The sequence below is a fragment of the Rhodococcus sp. LB1 genome (genome assembly GCF_001583455.1).
Classification (GTDB): Bacteria; Actinomycetota; Actinomycetes; order Mycobacteriales; family Mycobacteriaceae; genus Rhodococcus_F; species Rhodococcus_F opacus.
In genome coordinates this window covers 776-21,521 of record NZ_LTCZ01000441.1, presented here as the reverse complement: position 1 = coordinate 21,521, position 20,746 = coordinate 776, and the positions used below count along the sequence as shown (strand labels likewise).

At 66.3% G+C, this 20,746-nt stretch carries 21 protein-coding genes; 9 read left to right on the top strand and 12 right to left on the bottom strand.

Annotated features, from left to right (window positions below):
* Positions 1-26: 26 nt before the first annotated feature.
* The 6 genes from AZG88_RS47590 (at position 27) to AZG88_RS47565 (ending at position 5,817) form a co-directional block, all read left to right on the top strand.
* Entirely contained in the window at positions 27-1,220 is a 1,194-nt protein-coding gene (locus AZG88_RS47590) for an alpha-hydroxy acid oxidase (RefSeq protein ID WP_061701466.1), read from the top strand.
* Positions 1,217-2,140 (top strand): transporter substrate-binding domain-containing protein, encoded by a 924-nt coding sequence (locus AZG88_RS47585; protein ID WP_061701465.1) that lies wholly within the window; start codon positions 1,217-1,219, stop codon positions 2,138-2,140. The genes AZG88_RS47590 and AZG88_RS47585 overlap by 4 nt, the downstream gene beginning before the upstream one ends.
* 89 nt (positions 2,141-2,229) lie before the next feature.
* Positions 2,230-3,087, top strand: a complete 858-nt coding sequence (locus AZG88_RS47580) for an amino acid ABC transporter permease (protein ID WP_226955520.1) — start codon at positions 2,230-2,232, stop codon at positions 3,085-3,087.
* On the top strand, positions 3,084-3,848 hold the full coding sequence (locus AZG88_RS47575; RefSeq protein WP_061701464.1) for an amino acid ABC transporter ATP-binding protein: 765 nt from the start codon (positions 3,084-3,086) through the stop codon (positions 3,846-3,848). The genes AZG88_RS47580 and AZG88_RS47575 overlap by 4 nt, the downstream gene beginning before the upstream one ends.
* 62 nt (positions 3,849-3,910) lie before the next feature.
* The gene (locus AZG88_RS47570; protein WP_005242878.1) at positions 3,911-4,294 is read left to right on the top strand and encodes a RidA family protein; all 384 of its coding nucleotides are present in this window, start codon (positions 3,911-3,913) and stop codon (positions 4,292-4,294) included.
* Between the two features lie 272 nt (positions 4,295-4,566).
* Positions 4,567-5,817, top strand: a complete 1,251-nt coding sequence (locus AZG88_RS47565; protein WP_082833666.1) for a reverse transcriptase family protein — start codon at positions 4,567-4,569, stop codon at positions 5,815-5,817.
* Positions 5,818-5,829: 12 nt separating this feature from the next.
* On the opposite strand, the gene AZG88_RS47560 is transcribed toward AZG88_RS47565, so the two are convergent.
* On the bottom strand, positions 5,830-6,576 hold the full coding sequence (locus AZG88_RS47560) for an SDR family oxidoreductase (protein ID WP_061701463.1): 747 nt from the start codon (positions 6,574-6,576) through the stop codon (positions 5,830-5,832).
* A gap of 181 nt (positions 6,577-6,757) precedes the next feature.
* Here AZG88_RS47560 and AZG88_RS47555 point away from each other — a divergent pair, with 181 nt between their 5' ends.
* On the top strand, positions 6,758-7,585 hold the full coding sequence (locus AZG88_RS47555) for an NADPH-dependent oxidoreductase (RefSeq protein WP_061701462.1): 828 nt from the start codon (positions 6,758-6,760) through the stop codon (positions 7,583-7,585).
* A gap of 104 nt (positions 7,586-7,689) precedes the next feature.
* On the opposite strand, the gene AZG88_RS47550 is transcribed toward AZG88_RS47555, so the two are convergent.
* Positions 7,690-8,814: an FAD-dependent monooxygenase gene (locus AZG88_RS47550; protein ID WP_231914474.1), complete on the bottom strand. Its 1,125-nt coding sequence runs from the start codon at positions 8,812-8,814 to the stop codon at positions 7,690-7,692.
* Here AZG88_RS47550 and AZG88_RS47545 point away from each other — a divergent pair.
* A complete protein-coding gene (locus AZG88_RS47545; RefSeq protein WP_231914473.1) occupies positions 8,800-9,339 on the top strand; it encodes a TetR/AcrR family transcriptional regulator in 540 nt (179 codons plus the stop codon). The two genes, AZG88_RS47550 and AZG88_RS47545, sit on opposite strands and share 15 nt — an antisense overlap.
* Positions 9,340-9,362: 23 nt before the next feature.
* Here the strand turns inward: AZG88_RS47545 and AZG88_RS47540 are convergent, their stop codons facing one another.
* On the bottom strand, positions 9,363-9,692 hold the full coding sequence (locus AZG88_RS47540; protein ID WP_061046040.1) for a hypothetical protein: 330 nt from the start codon (positions 9,690-9,692) through the stop codon (positions 9,363-9,365).
* Positions 9,693-9,838: 146 nt separating this feature from the next.
* Here AZG88_RS47540 and AZG88_RS47535 point away from each other — a divergent pair, with 146 nt between their 5' ends.
* Entirely contained in the window at positions 9,839-10,759 is a 921-nt protein-coding gene (locus tag AZG88_RS47535) for a S1C family serine protease (RefSeq protein WP_061701459.1), read from the top strand.
* Positions 10,760-10,792: 33 nt separating this feature from the next.
* Here the strand turns inward: AZG88_RS47535 and AZG88_RS47530 are convergent, their stop codons facing one another.
* From AZG88_RS47530 to AZG88_RS54885, 9 genes are all read right to left on the bottom strand, one after another.
* A complete protein-coding gene (locus AZG88_RS47530) occupies positions 10,793-11,290 on the bottom strand; it encodes a hypothetical protein (protein ID WP_061046038.1) in 498 nt (165 codons plus the stop codon).
* Positions 11,291-11,584: 294 nt separating this feature from the next.
* Positions 11,585-13,015: an aldehyde dehydrogenase family protein gene (locus AZG88_RS47525; RefSeq protein ID WP_061701458.1), complete on the bottom strand. Its 1,431-nt coding sequence runs from the start codon at positions 13,013-13,015 to the stop codon at positions 11,585-11,587.
* Positions 13,016-13,700: 685 nt separating this feature from the next.
* Positions 13,701-14,000 (bottom strand): DUF3263 domain-containing protein, encoded by a 300-nt coding sequence (locus AZG88_RS47520; protein WP_156517785.1) that lies wholly within the window; start codon positions 13,998-14,000, stop codon positions 13,701-13,703.
* Positions 14,001-14,287: 287 nt separating this feature from the next.
* Positions 14,288-15,232: a PDR/VanB family oxidoreductase gene (locus AZG88_RS47515; protein ID WP_061046035.1), complete on the bottom strand. Its 945-nt coding sequence runs from the start codon at positions 15,230-15,232 to the stop codon at positions 14,288-14,290.
* Positions 15,222-16,424 (bottom strand): aromatic ring-hydroxylating oxygenase subunit alpha, encoded by a 1,203-nt coding sequence (locus AZG88_RS47510; protein WP_061701457.1) that lies wholly within the window; start codon positions 16,422-16,424, stop codon positions 15,222-15,224. Before AZG88_RS47510 ends, AZG88_RS47515 begins: the two co-directional genes overlap by 11 nt.
* Positions 16,425-16,555: 131 nt before the next feature.
* Positions 16,556-17,308, bottom strand: coding sequence for a VOC family protein (locus tag AZG88_RS47505; protein ID WP_061701456.1), 753 nt, complete (start codon positions 17,306-17,308; stop codon positions 16,556-16,558).
* Positions 17,305-18,453 (bottom strand): PucR family transcriptional regulator, encoded by a 1,149-nt coding sequence (locus tag AZG88_RS47500; RefSeq protein ID WP_061046032.1) that lies wholly within the window; start codon positions 18,451-18,453, stop codon positions 17,305-17,307. Before AZG88_RS47500 ends, AZG88_RS47505 begins: the two co-directional genes overlap by 4 nt.
* Positions 18,454-19,005: 552 nt before the next feature.
* Positions 19,006-19,914, bottom strand: a complete 909-nt coding sequence (locus tag AZG88_RS47495) for a LysR family transcriptional regulator (RefSeq protein ID WP_197488047.1) — start codon at positions 19,912-19,914, stop codon at positions 19,006-19,008.
* Positions 19,915-20,176: 262 nt separating this feature from the next.
* On the bottom strand, positions 20,177-20,746 hold a 570-nt coding region (locus tag AZG88_RS54885; protein WP_231914471.1), incomplete at its 5' end, for an amino acid permease.

Here is a 20,746-nt window from a genome sequence, read left to right as displayed (position 1 = left end):
GCCACAGCATCGAAGACGTACGAAAGATGGCCGCCGCGCGTCTCCCGCTGAGCATCTTCGACTACATCGAGGGCGGCGGCGAAGACGAAGCGTCGGTCCGCCGCAATCGTTCCTCGTTCGACGACTGGTCCTTCGTGCCACGGTGGGGTGCCGTGGAGAACCTCGACCTGGCGTCGACTCTCCTGGGCAAGCCGGTCGCCATGCCGTTGATGCTCTCTCCCACCGGGGGAACACGACTGTTTCACCCGGAGGGCGAACTCGGTGCGGCGCGTGCCGCTCTCGCCGCGAATGTCCCGTACGGCCTGGCGCACCTGAGCACGACGCCGATGGAACTGGTCAGCGCGCAGACTCCGGGCCTTCGTCGCTGGTTCAACATCGAACCGATGGCGGACAAGGGCATGCTCCAGGCGATGCTCGACCGGACAGCCGACGCGGGATACGAGGCCCTGCTGGTCAACGTCGATTGCCGGGCGATCGGTCATCGCGAACGCGACTACCGCAACGGCTTCACGGCACCCCCGTCCCTGAAACCGCGGACGGTCGTCGAAGGGGCGCTACATCCCGTGTGGGCGTGGAGGTTTCTGCGCAACGACGCGATCGCCTTCCCCAATCTCGACGGGACCGTCGCGGAGGGGCCGCTGGCGAGCACGCCGGATATGTGGCGAACCCTGCTGTCGGGTTCCTACGAACCCACCGACTGGGACACCCTCTGCGACCTACGCTCCCGGTGGAGCGGTCCGATCGTCCTCAAGGGGTGCGTCAGCGCCGACGACGCGGCGATCGCCGCTGACATCGGGATCGACGCCATCCAGGTCAGCAACCACGGCGGCCGGCAACTCGATCACATGGCCTCCCCGCTGGACGTTCTGCCGGAGATCGTCGAACGCGTGAACGGGCGGGTCGAGATCATCGTCGACGGCGGCATCCGCCGCGGCTCGGACGCGATCAAGGCCCTGGCGCTGGGGGCGAATGCGTGCGCGATCGGCCGCCCGTACCTCTACGGCCTCGCGGCGGCGGGCCAGGAGGGTGTCGCGCACGTGCTGCGGATCTTCGCGGAGGAGATGACCCGGACGATGATGCTGCTGGGGGTCTCGAGCATCAAGGAACTGCAGGACAACGGGCCGTCCTTCGTTCGCAACCGACACGCCGCCTTCGCCCGCTCGACGCACGAATACACCGGAACGCAGACGGCCACGCCCAAGCAGAAGTCCTCGTCATGACAAGTCGCACCGGAGGCTCCTCTCACCGGCTCCTGTGCGCCGGCGCACTCGCCGCCCTCCTCTTCTCCACGGTCGGCTGCGGTCGGCTCGAAGAATTTGCGGACCCGCCGGCCTCGGCTCCCGTCGACGGCGACAAGACGCCGTCACTCGCGGTGAACGAATCGGCCGTCGCATTGCTGCCCGACGCGGTGGCAGCACGGCACACGCTGCGGGTGGCGATCCCGACGAATGAACCGCCCACCCAGTTCTATTCGGCGGGAACCCGGTACATGACGGGCACGAACCCCGACATCGCGAGACTCATCGGAAACGCCCTGAACCTGGACGTCGACATCAAAGTCGTCAATTTCGACTCCATCATTCCCGGGATCGCAGCCGGTCGTTACGACCTGACGGTGTCCTCGATGACGCCCACCACCAAGCGGATGGCGGCAATGGATTTCGTCGACTACATGCAGATGGGAAACGCCATCGTCGTCGGCAAGGGAGGGGAGCCCGTCACGAAGGACACTCTCTGCGGCAAGAAGGTCGGCGTCCTGACGGGCTCGTATCAGCTCACCGTCAACATTCCGGCCTATGAGCAGGAGTGCGCGGCCGCCGGCAAGCCGCCGATCCAGACCGGCCAGTTCCAGGACACGCGGCAGGCGATTTCCGCGCTGACCAGTGGCAGGCAAGACGCCGTCCTGGCAGATTCCCCGATCCTCTCGTACGCCACGGCGAACAATCCCGCCCTCGAGTTGTCGGACACATTCGATTACGCCCCCGTCGCCGTAGGCGTGACCAAGGAACCCGCACTCGTCGACGCCGTGTCCGCTGCACTCGACTCTGTCATCGCCAGTGATGCATACAGGGAAGCACTCGGAAAATACGGTGCGGAGTCCGCGATGATCACTCGAGCTCGCGTCAACGCGGCTCAATAAGGAGGCCTACCATGCAGCAATTGGCCTCGCGAGACGCCTTCCCTCCTCCGTCCGCAGTGTCGGCGTCCCCGGACACTTCCATCCCGGTTGTGCCACTCAAACATCCTGTGCGGCAGACGTTCGGACTGGTGCTGCTCATCGTCGCCGTGGCGGTGACGTGGAACGTCGCAACGAACGACCGATTCCACTGGAATGTCGTGTCGTCCTACCTGTTTGCCCCGGAGATACTTCGAGGCGTAGTTCTCACGATCATCCTGACGATCTTCTCGATGACCGCGGGCATTTCGCTCGGAACGCTCCTTGCCGTCATGCGGCTGTCGGACAATCCGATCGTCAGTTCGATCAGCCGGGGCTACATATGGTTCTTCAGGGGCACTCCGCTCCTCGTCCAACTGATCTTCTGGTACAACATCGCTGCCCTGTATCCCACCATCTCGATCGGAATCCCCTTCGGGGGACCAGAATTGATGGTTGGCTCGGTCAACACGCTGATCACGCCCCTCGGGGCCGCTCTCCTCGGACTGTCTCTGAACGAAGCGGCTTACATGGCAGAGATCATCCGCGGTGGCATCGGATCGGTGGACAACGGCCAGTACGACGCGGCTCAGGCGCTGGGAATGAACAAGACTCAGCTGATGCGCCGGGTCATTCTTCCCCAGGCCATGCGCGTGGTGCTTCCGCCGACGGGGAACCAGGTGATCTCGATGCTGAAAGGGACAACCCTCGTCAGCGTTCTGGCGATCTCCGATCTGCTGTACTCCGCGCAGATCATCTATTCGTTGAACTACCAGACGATCCCGCTGCTCATCGTCGCGAGCCTGTGGTATCTCCTGATGACCACCATCCTGAGTTTCTTCCAGGACAAGCTCGAGAAACACTACGCGCGCGGGTTCACCGCGTCGGTAGCACCCACACGTCGTCGACTGGCACTGGGAAGGGCGAAATGAACACCGTCATGGTGAAAGCACAGGGCGTCCGGAAGAGATTCGGTGCCACCGAGATCCTCAAGGGCATCGACCTCAGTGTCGAGCGCGGTTCGGTGACCTGTCTCATCGGACCGTCCGGATCCGGGAAGACCACCTTCCTGCGCTGCATCAATCACCTCGAGAAAGTTGATGCGGGCCGACTGTACGTGGATCGACAACTGATCGGCTACTCGGAACGCAATGGCCGGCTACACGAGATGAAGCCACGTCAGACGGCACGGTCTCGACTCAATGCCGGCATGGTGTTTCAGCGCTTCAACCTGTTTCCGCACATGACCGTTCTCGAGAACATCGTCGAAGCCCCGATTCACGTTCTCGGCAGACCCCGCGACGAGGTGACAGCGGAGGCGCACGTCCTGCTCGATCGTGTCGGACTGGGGAACCGAGGTCAGGCATACCCACGGGAGCTCTCCGGCGGACAGCAACAGCGGATCGCGATTGCCCGCGCACTGGCGATGAAGCCCAAGTTGCTGCTGTTCGACGAACCGACCTCAGCGCTCGACCCGGGACTCGTCGGTGAGGTACTGGACGTGATGAAGTCCCTGGCGGAAGCCGGTATGACCATGGTCGTGGTCACCCACGAGTTGGGGTTTGCCCGCGAGGTCAGCGATCAGATCGTCTTCATGGACCAGGGTGTCGTCGTCGAGGCGGGCCCGCCGTCCGAGGTTCTGGGGAACCCGCAACAGGAGAGGACCCGCGCGTTTCTCTCGAAGGTGCTGTGAACACCTCACCCGCCCGCCCGCCCGCGATCGAGAACAACGAACATTCAGGACTGAGGAACCACATGAACAGGCAACAGGTCAGCACAGACGATGCACCCAGCCCTGCAGGGCACTACTCCCAGGCGATCCTTGCCGACGGGGTCCTGTACACGGCAGGTCAGACGCCCCACCACCCGCAGACGTGGGAACTCGTCGGCACCACCATCGAAGAACAAACGGAACAGGCGATGCGCAACCTCGCAGCCGTACTCGAATCGTGCGGCTCGGACTTCTCGCACGTGGTCAAGGCGACCGTCCACCTGCAGAATCCAGCGCGAGACTTCACCGGTTTCAACGAAACCTTCCAGAAGTTCGTCTCGCACCCGTACCCGGCGCGAACCACCGTCGGATCGCATCTCGGTGACTTTCTGGTCGAGATCGACGTCGTCGCTCTGTGCCCCCGCTGACTGGATCGATTGCGCACTCCGACCAGCGGAGTCGCTCGATTCGACATCAAGACCGATAGAGCCCGCACGGCAGAGATCATGTGGCATTCTCACGAGGTGCGACGGTGCAGAGGTGAGAGTGGTGTGGCCGGTTCGCCGGCCGCGACCACGTCAGGGGAAACCCCTGGCTCGACAGTGTTCATCGGAGACACCGTCCGACGCGCGACCGTATGCTCCGCGTGCTTCGGCGCGCCGCAGACGACAGATATCGGTCACCTCGCACCGTCGCACCCATGACAGCCGGCCGGGCTCTGCAGCCTGAGATCGCTCGTCGCCTCGCTGTCGAGGCAACCGTTGGAGCCTGGACCAGGGCCGGCCTCATCCTCCGCTTCGAGGAAGCCGGTGTGCCGGATGCCGGCCGGATCGCGACCCGGCTCTACGACCTCATGCCCACGCCGCCGATCGACGGCGTCGACGGCGTCTATCGGCTGCTGTCGGAGCTCCCGCAGATCGAGCAACCCGAGACGGTCGTCGAGTCGTCCGGCAGTGACTGGAAATTCGACGTCCCGCGGTGGTCGCACACGGCGGCGGTCGCCGAGGCGGTCGGTCTCACCCCGGCCGAACTCGACTGGTTCGCAGATCCCGGCGGGTGGCTGCGCACGAAAGCGACTCCGCTGCAGCACTACCGCTATCGGATCCGATCGGACAACCGCCTGCTCGAGGCGCCCAAGGAACGCCTTCGAGAGGTGCAGCGCCGGATTCTGCGTTCGGTACTCGACCGCGTCCCACCACACGCCGCGGCGCACGGATTCGTCCGAGGTCGCAGCGTCCACACATTCGCCGCGCCCCACACGGGACACGATGTCGTGCTGCGCATCGACCTCCGTGCCTTCTTTCCCTCCGTCTCCCAGACGCGGGTGAGGGCGGTCTTCGATGCCCTCGGCTACCCGACTCGGGTGTCACGCGTGCTCGCCGGGCTCTGCACGACGTCTACCCCGTCAGGTGTCCTCGCGCAGCTTCCGTTCGATGCGGCGAGTCGGCTCCGGGGTGCGCACCTACCGCAAGGCGCACCGACCTCGCCGGCGCTCGCCAATCTCGTCGCATATCGACTCGACCGCAGATTGACCGGACTCGCGAGAACCCATCGCGCCGGTTACACGAGATACGCCGACGACCTCGCGTTCTCCGGCACGGAACTGGCGGTGGACCGACTGATCCACGCAGTCGGCCGGATCGTGGCGCACGAAGGCTTCTCCGTGCACACCGGTAAGACCCGGATCATGCGGGCGCATCGACGCCAGCACCTGGCGGGGTTGGTGGTCAACACTCGTCCGCAGGCGGCGCGAACCGAGTACGACGACCTGCGAGCGCTGCTCTTCAATTGCGCTCGACACGGACCCGATTCGCAGAATCGTGACGGCCGACCGCATTTCCGTGAATACGTCTACGGACGCATCGCCTGGGTCGGGGAATGCAACGCGAGCAGGAAACGGTCGCTGCACGCACTGGCCGCCCGGGTCGACTGGGCAGACCAGCGTCGCTGACCGGCCGCCCTGTCAGCCGCGGCCGATGTACGGCATCCCGGTGGCCATGATCGTCATCGTCGGCACGGTGACGTCCAGGGGGAGTTCTACCAGTCGGGTCACCGCGTCCGCGACGTATAACGGATCGAAGGTGGGTTCCGCTCGCACTGATCCGTCCGGTTGGCGGGCGGATTGGCCGATGTTTTCGGTCATGGCGGTTGCGGCGTTCCCGATGTCGATCTGGGTGCAGCAGATGTCGTGGTCGCGCCCGTCGAGCGCGATCGACTTGGTCAACCCCGACACCCCGTGTTTGGTTGCCGTGTAGGCGACACTCGCGGGTCGTGGCGTGTGCGCCGACAGTGAACCGTTGTTGATGATGCGTCCACCACGAGGTGTCTGCGTCTTCATCATTCGCACGGCCTCGCGCGAGCAGAGGAAGACCCCGGTCAGATTTGTGGCCACCGTCCGGTCCCAGTCTTCCGGGTCGATCTCGTCCACCGCGCCGGAGGGGCCGAAAGTGCCCGCATTGTTGACGAGTACGTCCACGCGGCCGAACCGTTCGGCCACGACGGCGAAGAGGCTGTGCACCGACTGTGGCGACGAGACGTCGGCCGGCACCACGAGCGCGTGTTCGTGACCGTGCGCTGTCTCGTCCAGCTTGTCACGCGCCCGTCCCGTCAGCACCACGTGATGTCCGGCATCGAGCAGTCCGGTCGCCATGGACCGCCCGATTCCCGATCCGGCACCCGTCACCACGATGACCCGTTCCGTCACGTCCACTCCCTTGCATCACGTAGTTCCCGAACCGCTGTCGGCAGCCCCCGAATTGTCGCCGATCGGCGGCCTCGCTGCGGCCGTTCACGCGTTCCTTTCGCGGTTGTCGACGAGAACGCCGAGGATCTCCGGAATCACGGTGCGCCTAACACTGGAGTGAGGGACGGCGGTCGGCTTTCCTGTCCGGGTGACCATCGCAGACATCGCACCCCGCACGGCGCTGCAGCAGCGCTACTGGGATCCCGCCCTCACCGAACCCGCTCAGTGGAATCCGGTTCTGGAAGCCCTGCACTCGCACCGTTCGGTTCGCCGCTACCTACCCGATCCGCTGACCGACGAGACGCTCGACGTCCTCGTCTCGGCTGCGCAGTCGGCCGCCACGTCGTCGAACCTCCAGGCGTGGAGTGTCGTCGCAGTCCGCGACCCCGAACGCAAGGCTCGTCTGGCCGCGCTCGCGGGCGAGCAGGCCCACATCGTCGAGGCCCCCGTCCTGCTGGTCTGGCTCGCCGACTTCGCCCGCGTCCGCCAGCTCGCCGGCGACCGCGGTGCGCCGATCGAGGGAGCCGACTACCTCGAGAGCAGCTATATCGGGTTCATCGATGCAGCCCTGGCTGCGCAGAACGCCGTGACCGCGGCGGAGTCGCTCGGGCTGGGAACGGTGTTCATCGGGGCGCTGCGCAACAAGCCCGAGGAGGTCGCGGCGGAACTCGGCCTGCCTCCCCACGTGTTCGCGGTGTTCGGGCTCGTCGTCGGACATCCGCATCCGGACGCCGACGCCCAGATCAAACCGCGCCTGCCCCGAGCGGCGGTGTTGCACCACGAGAAGTACGACCTGCCCGCCCAGCGCGACCACGTCGACGCCTACGAGGGGCGGATCGCCGCCTTCTACTCGGCGCAGCAGCTCGAACATTCCTGGATCGACAGGGTTCTGGACCGACTCGCGTCCGCGGCGCGGCTGAACGGGCGGGATCGGCTGAAAGAATCGCTCATCCGTCTCGGGTTCCCACTTCGCTAGCGTCTGGACGCCATGAGGCGGAAACCCCGGTGGGTGTCCCTACGGAGGCATCGCGCCAGATCGACACGCACGCGCGAGCCTCCGCCGGCGCCTCCTGCTCGGGCTCAACGAGCGCTGGCGCCTTCCGCACTCCGATCCACTGCCTCTGATGGGGTCGGCAGCGCCCGGATCGCATGGCGGAGTGCCGCATCTGGTTCGGTGCGTGACGGCCACCATCCGGCCGGAGCCCCGTCCGGGCGTGCCAGGAGTGCCCCGCCGTGGGGGATGCCCATACCGCGGGCGGTGATGGCGTCGAGGTTGCGGACGACGAGCGGAGGCCCGGGAATGGAACTCGCTGCGCGCTGCCAGGACGCACTCGGGTCGGTGGTGAACAACGTCAGCCCGGGTCCGAGTAGGTCGAGGGTGGACACAGCGTTGGCTCGGGAGGGCAACCAGACGTGCGGGATTCGGCCGCCGAGGTCCGCAGGCAGTTCGTGCGCGGCGAGTCGGGCCCCGCCGTGCGGGTCGGCCGACCGGGCCACGTTGTGCGCGGCCACCGGTCGTCGTTCGGCCTCGTAGGTGTCCAGTAGCTGCGGTCCGGCCCAGCCGCGGAGCACCCAGGCGAGTTTCCACCCGAGGTCGTAGGCACTCTGGATGGCGGTGTTCATGCCGGTGCCCCCGCGTGGCGTGATCTGGTGTGCGGCGTCGCCGACGAGAAACGCGGCGCCCTCCCGCCAGCGGTCCGCGAGCTGCGCGGCAAAGGTGAACGTCCCGATGCGGTCGACCCTCGGCTCCAGGTCGGTCAGTCCGATGCCGAGCCGGATGAGGCGGGCGGACTGCTCCTTCGTCAGACGTGGCGCGGGCTCCTGCGCGAGGTCGTGCTCCACCCCGTAGACCCATCGGTCACCGCGGCCGGCCGGAACGAAGACCCCCGCGGCGTCGGGGTGGGTGACGGCGTAGATGCAGTAGCGACGGCCGCCGAGCAGGTCCCACAGTGGCGCGCGGAACTCGGTCCCGATGGCCTGGGACAGACGCCCCGGGCCACGCATCGCAATCCCGAGGGCGTCGCGGATCGTGCTGCGCGCGCCGTCCGCGGCGATGAGGTAGCGGGCGTGGACGATTCGGGTTTCGCCGGTCTCGACGTCGCGTAGCGTCACCTGAACGTCGTCGGACCGGCCGTCGAGGCCGACCACTTCGATGCCCATCGCCACCCGCGCGGTGCCGAACGAGCGCAGGTGGTCCAGCAGCACCGGTTCGAGGTGATCCTGCGGAACCGAGGCCAGGTGGCACGGGCGGCGGGTGTCTCCCGCTCCACCGTCTACCTCGTCTTCGGTTCACGAGCCGGGCTGTTCGATGCGCTCACCACCGACCTGTGGTGGCACCGGGCCGGGTTCCAGGCGGTGGTGGACGCGGTGGAGCACCCGGACGCGCGCGAGCACCTGCGCGGCGGAATCGACTCTGGAGTACGGGTGTTCGCAGCCCACCGCGATGTTTTCCGGGCATTGTTCTCGATGGCCCAACTCGACGCGGATGCCGTCGGCGGGGCCATTACGCGGATCGAGGAGAACCGGGCCGGCGGAATGGTCCACCTCGCCCGGCGACTGGCCGAGCAGGAGGTTCTGCGGCCGGACGTCACCGTCGACGAAGCCGCAGACCTGCTCTGGCTATTGGCGAGCTTCGACAGCTTCGACCAGCTCTACACCGGGCGGAATCTCCCCGTCGCCGACGTCTCCCGCACCCTGATCACCACCGTCGAACGCAGCCTCTGCCGGTGAGTGGTCGGCCTCGTACCGCACGGTCACGCCGGGTCGGTGTCGCTGTGGGGTCGGCGGCGCCGGTGGAACCGCGCACGCTGAAGATCCAGGAGGGTCGCACCTTCGGCATCTACCCGCCGGTGTCGACGGGCGATTCCGACCCGGACGGCAGTCGTATGTCGGTGCAGCTCTGCTGCGCGGCCGTTGGCGTTCTCGTCGTTGAGAAGGTAGCCGGCTGCTCGATCGCATTGAATCAGCAACTTTTCGTAGGCGAGGCGCGCTGGTGCTTGTTCGTCGAGTTGGGTGATCGCGATGTGCTCCACGAATTGCAAAGGGATACGCAGCAATTGGTAATTGATACGCAAAAGCGTCATGGGCACGTCGCGGAGTGTTGTCACGATCGGCGATGTTAGCGCTCGTGGAGGAAGCGTGCGGAGAGTTTCGCGCCGTGCTTTCGCCGGGTGGTCAGCTGGGAGCGAACAGGGGCATAGGTGGTGGTGTGCCCGGCGCTGTAGTGGGTATGGGCGAACTGGATGAATTGGACGGGTACTCGAGGACGGTGATCTCGGTCGCCGATGCGGTGTTGCCGAGTGTGGCCAGCCTGGTTGTGCGGACCTCACGGGGGAGCGGTTCGGGCAGTGCGAGTGTGATAACCGATGACCGGCTGTTGCTGACGAGTGCGCACGTGGTTGCCGGAGCGAGCGCGGCCGAGGCGGCGTTCACCGACGGGACCGTTGTGCGCACCGATGTGGTGGGACGCGATCCGTTGTCCGATCTGGCTGTGCTGCGGGCTCGGGACGATGTTCCGGCTCCGGTGGAGTTGGGTGACGCCGCGTCGCTGCGGGTGGGGCAGTTGGTCGTCGCGTTGGGCAACCCGCTGGGTCTGGCGGGCAGTGTGACGGCGGGCATCGTGTCCGGGTTGGGCCGCTCGTTGCCGGTGGAGTCGGGGCGGGTGATCGATGAGGTGATCCAGACCGATGCGGCGCTGAATCCGGGGAACAGCGGTGGCGCGTTGGCCGACAGTGCGAGCCGGCTGGTTGGGGTGAATACCGCTGTCGCCGGGATGGGTGTCGGTCTGGCGGTGCCGATCAACTCGACGACGAGGCAGATCATCGCCGCGCTGGTATCGGCGGGACGGGTGCGTCGGGCCTGGTTGGGGATCGCGGGCATGCAGGTTCCGCTGCCTCAGAAGCTGCAGGGGCGGATCGGGTCGAAGACTGGTCTGCAGGTGGCCGGTGTCTCCCCGGGCAGCCCGGCCGCCGAGGCGGGGTTGCGGCGCGGGGACATTATGGTCGAACTCGACGGCAAGCCGATCGTGACGACGACTGCCGTCCAGCGGTTGATGGTCGAGGACGCGATCGACCGGCAAATCGAGATCACGGTGTGGCGCAACGGTGCGCTGGTGGACGTGTTCGCTCGTCCTCGTGAGCTCGCGGCCTGACGACCACACGGCGACGTGGGATCCGATCGACGGTCACCGATTCATCTCGTGGCGGATCGCGTCCTGGACTTTCCCGTGAGCCACCGCGATACCGCCCGCGATATCGGTCAGTGTTCTTCGATGCTGGAGGCGCAACGGATCGTTCACTGCGCCATCGTGCAGGTGTTGCCGATGGGGGAAGACCGGGCGAGGCTCGGTCTTCACGAGGTGCTGGTTGAACGTCCCAGTGAGCTGCGACAGCTCGTTGAGTCGTCGGTAAACGTCATCGCTGGCCACGACCCGCGCCTGGCTGAGCAGGGAATCGAATTCGTCGCTGCCGATCTCGTCCGCGTCATGCGGGTGCGATGCAGCCGATGTTGTTGCGGTTGCCGCGATGCGGGCCGTCGCTTGCAGCAGGTCGGCGTAGATCGCGAGCCGTAGTTTCACGAGCTGGTCCCGGCGTGCATTCTTGCTGCGCATGTGTTCGGTGATCCACGGTGAGAGTGCCGTGCCGACTATTCCTGCCACGCCCATCCACATGATCGCATTCACGATCGGTCTCCTGTCTGTTCCAGCCTTCGTGCCGAAGACCTGCACTCAAATCCCGCCACCGCTGAGAAACCCATGTCGGGCACTCTCACGGTCGATCTCCGGATCGGTTCGCACGAGTGCGGTGCCGGCTCTGCAGTGGCCCCGGCCGGGTTCGTCCCGCTGCTCACGGCCGAACCCGGTAGTACGACAACTGGCCGGCCCGACACCGCCGCCGCCACCTGCAAGGCCAGCAGGCGTCGGGGTAGGACATGAACGCCGTGCATCGTTCTACACGGCGAACCGCCCACGGGCTGATCAGTCTTCGTTGTCGCCGAAGATCGCCTTGGCCTCGAGGTACTCCACCAGGCCGAACTTGCCGAATTCCCGGCCGTTGCCTGACTGTTTGTAGCCTCCGAACGGCGCATCGAAGGCCAGCGGAGCACCATTGAGATGAACCATTCCCGTCCGCAACTTCCGAGCGGCATTCCGTGCGCGCTCCGGATCGCTCGACGAGACCATCCCGGACAGCCCATACGCGGTGTCGTTCGCGATGCGGATTGCATCAGCCTCGTCCTCGTAGCCGATCAGCATCATGACGGGGCCGAAGATCTCCTCTCGCGCGATGGTCATATCGTTCGTCACGTCCGCGAAGACGGTGGGGCGGACGAAGTAGCCGGTGCTCAGTCCCGCCGGGCGACCGACACCACCGGCGACGAGTGTGCCGCCCTCGTCGATGCCGGCCTGGATCAGGCGCTGCACCTTGTCGAACTGTGCCTGTGAAACCAGCGGCCCCACGGTCGTTCTCTCGCACTCGGGTTGTCCGACCACGATCGACGCGGCGGCGGTCTTCGCGATCGCGATCGCTTCGTCCATACGGTCCCACGGAACCAGAATGCGAGAGGCGGCATTGCAGGACTGGCCCGAATTGACCACCACGCCTAGAACGTCTCGGGTGATGACCTCCTCGAAGTCCGCGTCGTCCAGCACAATGTTCGCCGACTTGCCGCCGAGCTCTTGTGTGACACGTTTGACCGTTGTCGCAGCGTTCCGCGCGACCTCGACGCCGGCACGCGTCGATCCGGTGAACGAGACCATGTCGATGTCGGGGTGCATCGACAGTGCGGCTCCGACGGTAGGTCCGTCACCCTGAACGAGGTTGAAAACTCCCGTCGGGACTCCTGCTTCGTGAAGGATCTCCGCGAAGATGATCGCATTGAGTGGCGCGATCTCGGACGGCTTCAACACCATCGTGCAGCCTGCGGCCAACGCCGGCGCAACCTTCGCGGCGATCTGATTGACGGGCCAGTTCCAGGGTGTGATGAACGCACACACACCGACCGGCTCGTGCACCACCGTCGTCGTTCCGATCCTCTCCTCGAATTCGAACGCGCGGAGCGCATCGACGGCCGCTGTGAGATGCACCAGGCCCGACGGTGCCTGAGCGGTGGTGGCGAGTGAAGTGGGTGCGCCCATCTCCTGGGTGATCGTCGACGCAAGGTCGCCCAGCCGTCGTCCGTAGACCTCGATTATCTGATCCAGTAATGCAATCCGGTCGGCACGTGTCGTCGACCCATAACCGTCGAAGGCTTTGCGGGCGGCCGTGACGGCGCGGTCGACGTCTTTCTCGTCGCCTAGTGCGATGGTGGCGACGGTCTCTTCTGTCGCAGGGTTGACGACGTCGAGCGTGTCGGTGCCGATGGGGTCGACCCACTCACCGTCGATGTAAGACTGCTGGGTGTTCTCCATGGTGGTCCTTTTGGTTGGTTGCTGCAGAAGGTGAGAAGGTTGGTGACCCTTCGGGGTGAGCCGCGATGGCGTCTCTGTTGCGCAGTCCTGTCATCCCGGGTTGCGTCGGAGTGTTTCCGGCGTCTGAATAACAATGACTCGTCACAGCTCAGACGTCTGTCCGCCAGCCGGGCCCCACTGGGGGATGAATGCGTTGTCCCCCAATCGGAGGACAACCGCGATTTCGGGTCGCGATTATGGAATGAAGCCGGATTCCGCCGGTCAGCGCCATGCGCTCATCGGCTCCCGCAGTCCCGGGCCGCCCATGAACCGGACGCCACGACGGCGACGACGACTGCACCACAGATACGCCCACCCCGACCGCAAGACTCCCCGGACTTTGAGCTATCTACAGGTCACGGTGATCTCGCCGTAAAGAGTCGGCCACTGCCGCGGTCCGCAATTCAACGGTTGTCTACGGCCGGCTGCACTCGTCCTGCCTCGGTCCCTGACACTCCCCGATGCAGCCCTGACCCGATAGGCGTCGGTGGTCCGCGCGGTCAAAGCGTCGGCGACCCGAACCGGTTCGCGGAGAAGGCAACCGGACCTTCGACTCCGCCCTTGCGCACCTCAGCTACCGACATGACGTGCTCGACGTGTTTCCTGACGGATCTACAGGCCGGTTCGGTCAAGGCCGGTGTGTCCTCTAGGGGGCGTCGAGTGGCTGCCTCGTCGCGGAGCTGCACCTGTTGGCGGACTCATGGGGAATACGATGAGCGAGTCCGAGTCGGTCCGAGTGCAACATCGGCTCGAGTTTGAGGGCGCACAACTCGTCGAGGCGGCGTCGGACGCACTCGTTCACCCCGGGGTGGCGGAGGAGACGTTGCAGTCGCTGGTAGAACTCCGTGGGGAAGACACCGAACTCGGGCAGGATATGTTCGTCTCCGCCTCCGAAAGGTGCCCACTTGACCGCGAAGTCGAGCATGACGAGTTCGTCTTCAGTCACGTCGTCTCCGTTCTTTCCAGTCCAGATGTAGAGGTGGCAGGAATGGCCGCGCGACGTCTCGCGCGGCCACTCCGGTCATCGCACCTCGAATAGTTGCTCTTCCAGCGCATGCACCCCACCGGCCCGGTCGTGCGGCCGACCTCCGGGATGCCGAGGGCCACTGGCTGGGCGCCCCTGAGGCGCTGCTCCCCGGGTCAATGGCGAACGCCCAGGGCCGTCAGCGGCAGACCGCGGTGGGCAACCAGGACGGCGTCAATGTGGGCACGAGGAGGCGCTCCGTGCCGGCGCTACAGGTCGAGGACCAGTCGTGGGCCGATGGCTCGGGAGACGCAGATCAGCATCGACGTGCCTGCCTCCCGCTCGTCGTCGCCGAGGAGCAGGTCGCGGTGGTCGGGTACCCCGTCGAGCACTTTCGTCTCGCAGGTGCCGCACAGGCCCTCTCCGCAGGAGGTGGGGACGACGACGCCGACGTCGGCTAGCGCGTCAACGATCGACTGGCCCGGCGCCACGGAGCAGACCACGCCACTGCGTTCGGCGACGACGGTGAACGCGTCGGTCGGCCCGTCGGTGATTGCGCCGGAGAACCTCTCCAGGTGCAATGCCCCCGCGGGCCACGGTTTGCACAACCGCTGCACGGCGTCGAGTAGACCGGTGGGGCCGCAGCAGTAGACCTCGGTGTCCGGCCGAGGTGTGCCCAGCAGCGCGGGCAGGTCCAGAAGGCCGAGCTCATCCTCCGGGACCAGCTGCACCCGGTCCCCGTAGCGCTGCAGCTCGGTGGCGAAGGCCATCGAGTCGCGGGTCCGCCCGCCGTAGAGGAGCGTCCACTCGCTCCCGTCCTGCTCGGCTTGTCTGATCATGGCGCGGATCGGCGTGATTCCGATTCCGCCGGCGATGAACAGAGCCCGGTGCCGGGCAGCAAAGGTGAAGTTGTTCCGTGGCTCCCGCACAGGGACCATGTCGCCGACACGCAAGCGGGTGTGCACGTGCTCGGAGCCACCGCGGCTCTGCGGCGCGCGCAGCACCGCGATCTCGTAGGCCGCATCGTCCCGGGGGTCACCGCAGAGCGAGTACTGGCGCACCAACCCGTTCGGCAGCAGCAAGTCGATGTGTGCTCCGGGCTCCCAACCAGGCAGCGGGGTGCGGTTGCGACGCTCCAAGCGCACCTGCCGCACACCCTCTGCCAGAGCGACGACGGCGGTGACCTCGAGTGAAAACTCGGCGTCACTGGTCATCGAGACCGCCGAAGGTGATGGCTTGCGCGATGTCCCAGCGGCCGGTGAGGTAGGCGGAGGCGAGCTGGGCCTGGAAGGCTCGGACGCCGTCCTCGCGCGCGTCGAAGGGACCGGGCCGGTACCCGTTGCTCAGCAGGCCCTGGTACACGGACTCGCAGGCCGCGAAGTCCTGGCGGTTGGTGATGTCCCAGAACCCGGCGGCGTAGGACGGGTCGAAACCCGGACGCTCGGCCACGTGGCGGGGGAACAGCCAGGAGCACTCCACGAACGTCTCGCCGGGAGAGAGCGGCACCAGGCGGTGGGTCATCACGTAGTCCGGCTGCAGGGTGAGCAGCAGATTGGGTGCGAGCATGAAGTAGATCGTCCGACGGGCCTGCTCGTCGCTGATCCCGGCGATGCGCTCGCCTCCGCTGCGGCCGTCGAGGCTCATGGTTTCCGCATTCTCGCGCAACTCCAACGGCCCGCCCAGCCACATGCCGGTGTGTCGCAGGCCCATTGCCGTCTCCGGAGGGCTGACCCGGCAGAGCTCCGGGTGGATCGAGGGGCAGTGGTAGCACTCGAGGTAGTTCTCGATCACCAATTTCCAATTGGTCTGGAGGGTGTAGCTGTGAGACTCTCCGACGACCATGTCGGTGGGATCCCAGGGGGCGACGACATCGGTCAGATTGCCGACCCACTCGCTGAAGTCGGGGGCGTCGTCGGAGGCGTTGACGAAGATCCATCCGAACCACTCGACTGCGCGCAATCCGACAAGCGGCCATTCCTCTTTGGAGAAGTTCTCCGTGCCGGTGAACTGCGTCGCGGAGCGGAGCTCGCCGTCGAGTTCGTAGACCCACGCGTGGTAGGGGCAGTGCACCACCCTCTTGTTGGTGCACGAGTCCACCGCCAACAGCTCGTGCCCTCGGTGCCGGCACGCGTTGTAGAAGGCGTGGAGAGTGCCGGCGGCATCGCGGGTCAGCAGGATGCCCTGAGTCCCGACCCGGACGGCGCGCTGGTCACCGGACCTGCCGACGTCACTACTGCGCCCCACGCAGACCCAGGCGGCCTCCAGTAGGTGCTTACGCTCCCAATCGAGGACATCGGGGGACAGGTAGGCATCCGCTGGAAGGGTTCGTGCATCGGAGAGTTGTTCCTGGAGCACGGAGTCCAGCGCAGCAGGGGTGAGGGGTGCGGGCGGAAGGGCGGTGGTCATGTCGTCGTCTCCATCGTGGGGGAGTGCTGGATCAAGTGACAATGAACTTAATCACTAATTCAGCCCGTCAACATATGCCCATGCACAGTTCAAGGAGTGGGAACTGTGCACGCCCACACTCGCGCTCGCATTTACGTCCAGATTGAGGCGTACTGCGTGAGGAGGTCGTCGGAGGCCGGCGTCTGGATTCCGAAGGTGACCCCGAATGGATCGGCGAGCACGGCGAAGGGGCCCATCGCTGATTCGGTGGCTGGGACCCGGACACGAGCGCCGAGGTCGCTCAGGCGGGCGACCTCCGCTTCCAGGTCGAGGACTCGTAGGAAGGGGATCCAGTGTGGCGGAACGGCAGAGGGCAGGACGTCCAACATGTCGACCACGCCGGCCAGTGGTCGGTCCGCGGACACCAGCAGGCGGTAGTTGCCCGGGCCAGGTGCTGGCTCGTCGATCACCTGACAGGACAGCGCGTGGGCGTAGTAGGTTGCTGCTTCTCGAGCCAGTGGCGTGTACAAATCGACGAAGGCCACGTCCCCCAGTCGCTGACTGGGTGATCGGGGGGCGGTGTCGGTCAGTCCGAACAGTGCCCCGTCGGGCGCGGAGTACACGGGCTGGGGTCGGCCGTCGACGGGCACCGTGCCGGCCGGCCGGGCGCCGAGGTCGAGCGCTCGGCGGCCGGTGGCGGTCATGTCGTCGGTGTCGAAGCAGGGCACCCAACACCCGGACGGTGGGGTGGGAACGTCACCCGCCGGCGCGAACGAGATGCGATGTCCGGAGTCCTCTCCGGCCTTTTCATGGTTCATGGCCAGGGTGTAGAACGCGCGACTGGCCGGTGCGTCGCCGCCCACGAAGAGGACGGTGTCGAGGGCGACCCGGGCGCGGGCGGTCACTGTGGACCTCGCCCGTCGAGCAGCGACGACAGATCGGTGGCGGAGCCCATTTCCCAGCCGGTCGTGGCGAGCCAGAAGTGTGTGCGGCTGCTCGGCGAGTCGATATCGCGCCCGGTGAGCTCCTCGATCAGTCGCAGCCGATTGCGTAAGGTGTTGCGGTGCACGAACAGTGCGGTCGCCGTGGCTGCCGGTGCGCAGTCCTCGGCCAGGTAACAGCGGAGTGTGGTCACGAGTGAGGTGCCGTTCTTCCGGTCGTACTCGAGGAGTGGGGCCAGTGCCTCGGCCGCGAGATCGCGTAGCGGCATCCCGGCCTCGATGCTGGCGATCAGCAGGGCTGTGGCCAGGTCCTGGATCCGGTGCACGTGCACACCGTGGCCCTCGGCCAAGGCGTTGCGCGCCTCGAAATAGCCCAGCCGAAGACCGCGCACCCCGACGCGCGCCTTGCTCACGCCCACGCGAGCGTCCGGCCCCAGGCTGGTGAGGTGCTCGTGGCACAGTTTGGCCACGAACAGTCCGGCTCCCTCCGGGACGACCAGGACGACGCGGTCGTGCACGATGGCCCGCAGGTGCGGGTCCTGGTGCTGGCTGAGCAGGGTGTGCAAGTTCCACGGGTAGGAACGGAGCCGCCGAGGTGGACAAGCCACGGACCCGACGACTACCTCGTGCGCCTTGCCGGCGTCCAAGCCGTGCTCGCCGAGCCGCCGCGCGGCCTCCTGCTCACTGGACTGCCCGGCGATGACGTCCTCGAGTACCTGGCCGAGCAGCTCCCGTCGCCCGCTCAAGACGGCGTGTCGGCGGGACAGCTCGATGCCGGCCAGCGTCGCGGCGAAGGCGAGCAGCGCCGGTGGGATGTCCTGTCCCCGCGCGCACAGCACCGCGACCGGCTCGCCCTCCAACTCCACCGGCCGGAGCATGCAGCCGGCCACGAGGTCCCCGGGCGGGGGCGAGGCCGCGACCAGTTCTTCGGCCGACCACTCGGCCCGCGCCGGCACGCTGACCAACACCCCACCGCGCAGGTCGATCACGGCCACCGGCGCGGCCGAGAGCCCGTGAAGCGCGGTTACCAGCGCGTATAGCGGCCGCTCAGCGGTCAGCGCGTCGGCCAGGACCCGGTGGTCGGCGAGATCAGGGTCGGCCGACGTCATAGCGTGCATCCTACGCACGGTGCGGCCGGGCGATGTGGGAGACGCCAGTCGATGTTGCCGCGGAGCCGGTAGGCGATGTCCTCCCCGACCTGCGGAGCCGGGAATGCGGGAAAGTGCGGGCTCCTCGACGTCGACGCGATCATCGCTGCTGGGTATCGGTCCAGGTCAGGCTGGTCTCGGGGTCGTGTGTGTCCACGCGGCCCGCGCGCGACCCGGACGGTGCCGGTGCTGTGCGAATACGTCGGCGAACTGTCCGTAGCAGGCCCGCTCCGTCGGAACCCACGGTGGCACAGGGTGTTCGAGCACTGCGACGAAGCACCGTCGGCGTCTCGGGCCACATGCTGTCGTCACGCAGGTGGCGAACAACGCCACACGCATCCCGTGAGTGGGGAGGCCGTCGGTGTCACGCCATTCACGAAAGCGGGGTGGGCTGCAGGCCGACAAGGGGGCGCAGGGCAAGCATCAGGGCGATACTCCAGCCGGCGACGCCGGAGGTGTTGTGCGCCAATAGAAGGGGCGAGCCCTGCCTCCGCCGAGCACGACGGCTACCTTTCACTCGCTCAACGTGGCTCCCTTTCCGAGGGGCGGGGCGAGACCGGCGTCGAGGACGGCTTCGCGCAGAAACCGCAGGACCTTCCGGGTGATTTCCCAGCGCAGCTGTGCGGCCGGCAGAACCGTCCAGTAGTGCCCTGAGTACGTGACCTCCTCGGGGAGGACCCGGACCAGGGAGGGGCGCCGACGTGCAATGTAGGAGGGCATGACGGCAATTCCCACCCCGGCCAGTGCGGCTTCCTCGTGTACAAGGAGATTGTTGGACTGTAGTCGGATGATGTTGGGCAGCATCGGTCTGAGAGTCACAAAGTCGGGCACGGCTGCAATGGGGTCCTCTGCGTACCAGCACAGGACGTGCTGTTGCAGGTCCTCAACCCGTTTGATCTCGGCGTGTTCGCGCAGATAGTCCTCGGTAGCGTAGAGCCCGATCTCATAGGTAACGAGTTCTTGAATCCTGACCCGGGGGGACGTGGGCTTGGTACGGACCACTGCCGCGTCGTAGGACACGCCGTCACGGCTCGCGAGGGAGTCCGCCGTCACGATTCGCAGGATGACCCCGCTCTCGGCGACCAGGCGACCGCAGCGCGGTGCCAGAACTGTCGCCGCGAACCCGTCCGGGGCAAGAATGGTCCATTCCTCCGGGCCGGACACGATCGGGTCGCCGTCCGCGAACACATCGACACCGAGGGAGACCATGCGCGCTGCCGGCAGGAGACCTTCGCCCGTCGGTGTCAGCTTCCACCCAGTCCCACTTCGGCTGAAGAGTCGAGTGCCGAGCGCTTTCTCCAGCCGGCTTATCCGGCGGCTGACGGTTGTGTAGTCAACCCCCAGCTCCTGGCTGGCGCGGACCAGAGTCTTGGCTTCGGCCACGACGTGGAAGTACTTCACATCTTCCGCATCCACTCTCATCCGATCCCTCCTGCTGATCTCATTTCGATGCGTTCCCGACTGTCCGCGCCGCGGGACCGTGGCCGGCCCCAGAAGCCCGACCTGGTACCGGCCACCCGAGGCATGTCGCCGTCCGTTCCTCGCCGCGATCGGGGGACCTACCCCGATGGCGAGGAGATCGTCATCTACGAGCCGTTGGCACACTCGCGTCCGATCCCGAGGCTGCATGGTGACCAGCGTGGTGTCGGCGGTGAACCTGCCGGTCATCGAGCTCGCATGGTCCTCACAGAGGGTCCTTCTCGAGTTCGGTTGGCGTCATCGGGTCACGGTTCGCCAGGTGGGTGGGCGAGGAATGCATCTGCCGCATCTCGTGCTCGAGGGCGACAGCGTCGGCACCGTGAGGCATGGCAGGCGCAGGAAGTCGCCAGAGCATGGGAAGTTTGTCCTGGACCACGCGTCGATAGGCGTAGAGCACGACTGAGAACAGCAGAACGGCCACCGCGACCAGAGACTCTCGGGCGCCGCCGTAACCCAGTAGGGAGGGATTCAGAACACCGACCACGGTGATGAAGATGTTGAACGCAACCAAAATTGCCACGACGGGAATCCAGCCATTGCTCCTCCGGATTGGCCGCGGCCAGTTCGGGCGATCCCTGCGCAGCAACAGGAATGCCGAAAGTCCCAGGATGATCGACAGCAGGTAGCCGAGGTTGCTTGCCAGCAAGATACTCACAGGGTGGCCCACCAGGACCATGACGGTCGCGTTGAGGAGCACGTCCAGGGTCAGGGACCGGCCAGGCACACCCCAACGGTTGACCCAGTCGAGTTGTTTGATGGTCATGCCTTCCTGCGC